This is a genomic window from Frankia sp. KB5, from assembly GCF_002099325.1.
GTDB lineage: Bacteria > Actinomycetota > Actinomycetes > Frankiales > Frankiaceae > Frankia > Frankia casuarinae.
In genome coordinates this window covers 1-3,874 of the sequence record NZ_MRUJ01000131.1, presented here as the reverse complement: position 1 = coordinate 3,874, position 3,874 = coordinate 1, and the positions used below count along the sequence as shown (strand labels likewise).

The following is a 3,874-nucleotide window of genomic DNA, read 5'->3' as shown; positions in this document are numbered from 1 at the left end:
GGCTCGGGTCCGGCGCGGATCGGGACTCGCGGCGTCCGGGAACCTCCGCAGGTATTCGCGTTCGAGCTCCAGCATCCGTGCGGTGTGGGTCTCGAAGGCGTCCTCGCTCCCCGCGATGAAGGCATCGTGCCGGGTACGATGCAGGTGCCGCAGCTCTCGGACGAGATCGACGTCGGTCAGCTCCTGCGCGGGAATTCCAGCTGGTCGGTGCATCATGCCCTCGGTCTACCCATTCCGGCGGCGCGATTCCCGGCTGGCGGGAGGACCAGCAGGTTCGGCGGGATCGGAACATCCGGCCCCGGGCCGGGCGGTGGTACCGGATCCGGCGCGGGCTCGGGTGGCGTCGGCTCGGGACCGGGCAGAACAGGATCGGGGATCGGCGAGGGCGGCGAGGGCTCGGGTGGCGTCGGGCCGGGACCCGGCGGCGCGACCGTGACGATGACGGGATACGTGGTCTGCATCTGATTGCGGTGCCCGGATGGCCCTCTTCACACACCGGGACGACCAGATGCCCGCTCCTTCTGGTCAGGCGCTGGCAGACGCTGGTCGATCTGTGGCTGGCTCGCTACCGTTGCGCACTATGACCGGGCTGGTTGGATCGGCGGCTTCTTCCTGCGACGTCATCCAACGTACCGAGCAACGCATGTCCCGGATGGTCGGCTACACCCGAGCAGCCTGTGCGACGTTCGTGATCATCCCGCTCTTCGGCTGGGCTCGCCTGCGCCACCCGTGGATCGCCGTGCTGATCGTGGCTGCCGCGGCCGTCGAGGCATCCTGGTTCACCTGGCGGGTCTGGCGGCGGCCGGGCCGGCTGTCCCCCCGGTTGGTCCTGGCGGACGTCGCCTTCTGCGTGGCGCTGATGCTCGTCGGGTCCAGAGCCGCGCAACCCGACGAACGCAACAAGATCATGACTGAGCTCGTGCCGTTCAGCCTCGTCGCACCCGCGGGCATCGGCTTCGGCCTCGGGCTGACGCTGCTCGCGGTCGGTGCGGTGGCCGTCCTGATGGCGGCATGGAGCCTGGCCGTGCTGCCGGATGTCTCCCTCAAGCTCGGTTCGGACCTGCTGGGCTTCGCCCTGTGGTACGTCGTCGCCATGCTCATCGCCCGCGAGCTGCGCGCGCTCTGCGCGGCGACCGCGGCCGCCCAGGACGAGGCCGCGGCGGCCGGGCGGCTCGCGATCGAGCAGGAGAAGGAGGCCGAAAGCCTGCGCCAGCGTGAGATCACCCATCGGGAGATCCACGACTACCTGCTCCCCGTCGTCGATCATGTTGCCGCCGGTGGAGTGCCCTCACCGGCACTCGTCCGGGAGGCCCGGCGCGGGGCACAGCGGGCGCGTCGGATCATCATGGATCCACGCGGGATGGACCCGCGGGCCCTGGCCGTCGACGGCACGGCTTCACCGGACTCCACCCAGAACGGCCTCGAGGAGATGATGTCCGCGGTCGTGGACGCCTTGGCCGACGAGGGGCTCGCCCTGGTGCCCTTCGTGTCGATCAAGGGCGAACCGCCCGCGGAGGTCCGCGAGGCACTGGTGGCCGCGACGAGGGAGGCCCTGCGCAACGTGGTCCGACACTCCGCCAGCACCGACGAGGTCCACCTCTTCGTCGAGGGCGACGCGGATTCGGTGCTGGTGGTCGTCCGGGACAGGGGCGTGGGGTTCGATCCCGGCTCCGTCCGAGCGGGCGGGGGCATGACCGGAAGCTATTCCGCCCTGCGCCGGTATGGCGGGGAGACCCTGGTGACCGCCTGGCCGGGCGATGGGACGAAGGTGACCTTCCGCTGGCCCGCCGCCGAGCCGACCGGAGCCGGCGCGCCCGGGACCGGCCGATGAGCGTCGATCGCCGGCCGGTCTCGGTGGCGATCATCGACGATCATCCGATCGCCACCGAATCGCTGGCCGCCAGGTTCGCCGGCGCGGGGTTCTCYGTGCTGGCGCCGGCCCCGAGCCTGGAGACCTTCGACCGGGACACCACGCCCGGGATCGTGGTGTGCGACCTGCACCTGCCCGGGGTGTCCGGGGCCGCCGCCGTGGCCGACCTGCATCGACGCGGTCTTCGGGTGCTGGCGACCTCCGGGGTTGCGACACCGGACGAGGTCCTCGACGCGGTCGCCGCGCAGGCTCGCGGCTTCGTCGAGAAGACCGCCCCGGCCCAGCAGTTCGTGGCGGCGGTGACCGCCGTCGCCGGGGGTAGCTTCCACGTCTCCGCCCGCCTCGCCGGGTTTCTGCTGGAGGATGCGCACCGGCGACCGCTGTCCCGGGGCGAGATCGGCCCCGGGGAACGGAACCTGCTGCGCGGACTCGCCCAGGGCGACCTCATTGACGAGCTGCGCGGCGAGTGGGGAATGACCGCCGCCGCCGTGCACGACCTGCTCGATCGAATCTTCGACGCCGCCCGCCGACGGCGCCGCCTGCACCGGCCCTCCCCGCGGGAGGCCGAGGTGATGGTCCTCGTCGGTTGCCGGGGTATGTCCCACCGGGAAGCGGCGCGGGCGATGAACGTCAAGGCCAGTGTCGTCGCCGACTATCTGCGCACGGCGAAGGCGAAGTACGTGGCGAGCCATCCCGACGCCCCGGCGACGATCCCGCCCAGCACCGCGGCCGCCCTCTGGGCCCGCGAGCTCGGATTCGGCTGAGCCCCCTCGATTGAGGCCCCTTGATTTCGAGGGATTGCCCTGCGCCGGCTTCGGTCACACCCTCGTCAGGATGGGCGGGGGAGGCGGCGAGGATGAGGGTCATCCGCGGTCCTGTCGTCTCTGGGCGGCCTTCCGCGGGTCGTTCCTGGGACCGGAGGCGCTCCCCGTCGGCATGTGGCGGATCAGATCTCCCGACGTCGCGACGGCCCATCCGGCTGACCAACCGATCCCCGGTGACGGCACGAATCCCGAGGCGGACGGCCGTGAGATCCAGGCGGTGCACCGTGGGCACGCGATCTGGCTGGGTACCCCGGACGCGGATCTGTACCGGCTGGACGACTCGCGGTGGCTGCTGCGCAACAACCGGCGGGCCGCCGCACTCACCCGACGCCTGGTCGCCCGGGCCAGGCCCGTCACGGACGGCACGGCCGGGTCCGCCCACCTGCATCTCGTCACCGGCGATTCGCTCGCGGGCTACCTTCAGATCATCCGGCTCGGACCGGTGGTCGCCCGGCTGCGCACGATCCCGGGCGAGGGGTCCTCGCTACCGCGCACCGTGGCCGTTGATCTCGGCAAGCAGGCCGCCGAGCAGGTAGCCGGGCTGGCGGCAGCCATGGGCGACCTGCGTCGCGCGCCCTGGCGCCCCAGCCGATGGATTACCCGGACGGATCGGTAACGGCCGGGGATCATCCGCTTTCCCCCGATGATTGAGGGATGGTGTCGGCCCATCGGAACTACCAGGATCGAGGGTAGGGACCGCGCCGGTGCGACGGGTTCGGGCCGRATCGTCGGGGGGAGCGAGATGGCTTGGTGCCGAATCGGGGGCGCACCGGCGTGATTCCGCGGACTGTCGGTCGTCGGGGAAGGTCGGCAGTCCGCCTGTTCATACCGGCAAGCGCCGRCCGCCGCTGTCCGCACCGGTGAAAGCCGCCACGGGGGGCAACCGGTCACAAACATTCGGTCCCGGCGTTCGCCCCACTGATGAGGGTGTCGCTGGTGGCTTTGTCGACATCGCTACGATCTGCCCACTGGAAACGTGGACAGGGGGTGCTGTGGGCGAGCCGATCCTCGCCATCGACTACGGCACCTGCAGTGCCTCGGCCGCCTTGGCCGTCGACGGTCGCATCGAACCGGCGACCAGGCCGCCGCGACCGGCTCGGCGAGCAGGTCCACGTCGACGAACCCGGCGGCCTCCGCTGCGGCGATCATCGTCCGGCGCAGCGGGCCGGCGGGATCGTAG

Annotated in this window: 4 protein-coding genes; 3 read left to right on the top strand and 1 reads right to left on the bottom strand. The window is 71.5% G+C overall.

What is annotated here, in order from left to right; all coding sequences use genetic code 11:
- Positions 1–216: DUF6158 family protein (locus KBI5_RS27345; protein ID WP_085015466.1), on the bottom strand; the 216-nt coding region annotated here is incomplete at its 3' end.
- Between the two features lie 427 nt (positions 217–643).
- Here KBI5_RS27345 and KBI5_RS13790 point away from each other — a divergent pair.
- The 3 genes from KBI5_RS13790 (at position 644) to KBI5_RS13780 (ending at position 3,310) form a co-directional block, all read left to right on the top strand.
- The gene (locus KBI5_RS13790) at positions 644–1,831 is read left to right on the top strand and encodes an ATP-binding protein (RefSeq protein ID WP_023840869.1); all 1,188 of its coding nucleotides are present in this window, start codon (positions 644–646) and stop codon (positions 1,829–1,831) included.
- Positions 1,828–2,634: a response regulator gene (locus KBI5_RS13785; protein WP_011434789.1), complete on the top strand. Its 807-nt coding sequence runs from the start codon at positions 1,828–1,830 to the stop codon at positions 2,632–2,634. Before KBI5_RS13790 ends, KBI5_RS13785 begins: the two co-directional genes overlap by 4 nt.
- A gap of 172 nt (positions 2,635–2,806) precedes the next feature.
- Positions 2,807–3,310 carry a hypothetical protein gene (locus tag KBI5_RS13780; RefSeq protein WP_235462984.1) on the top strand — a complete coding sequence of 168 codons (504 nt, stop codon included), beginning with the start codon at positions 2,807–2,809 and terminating at the stop codon, positions 3,308–3,310.
- Positions 3,311–3,874: the final 564 nt, after the last annotated feature.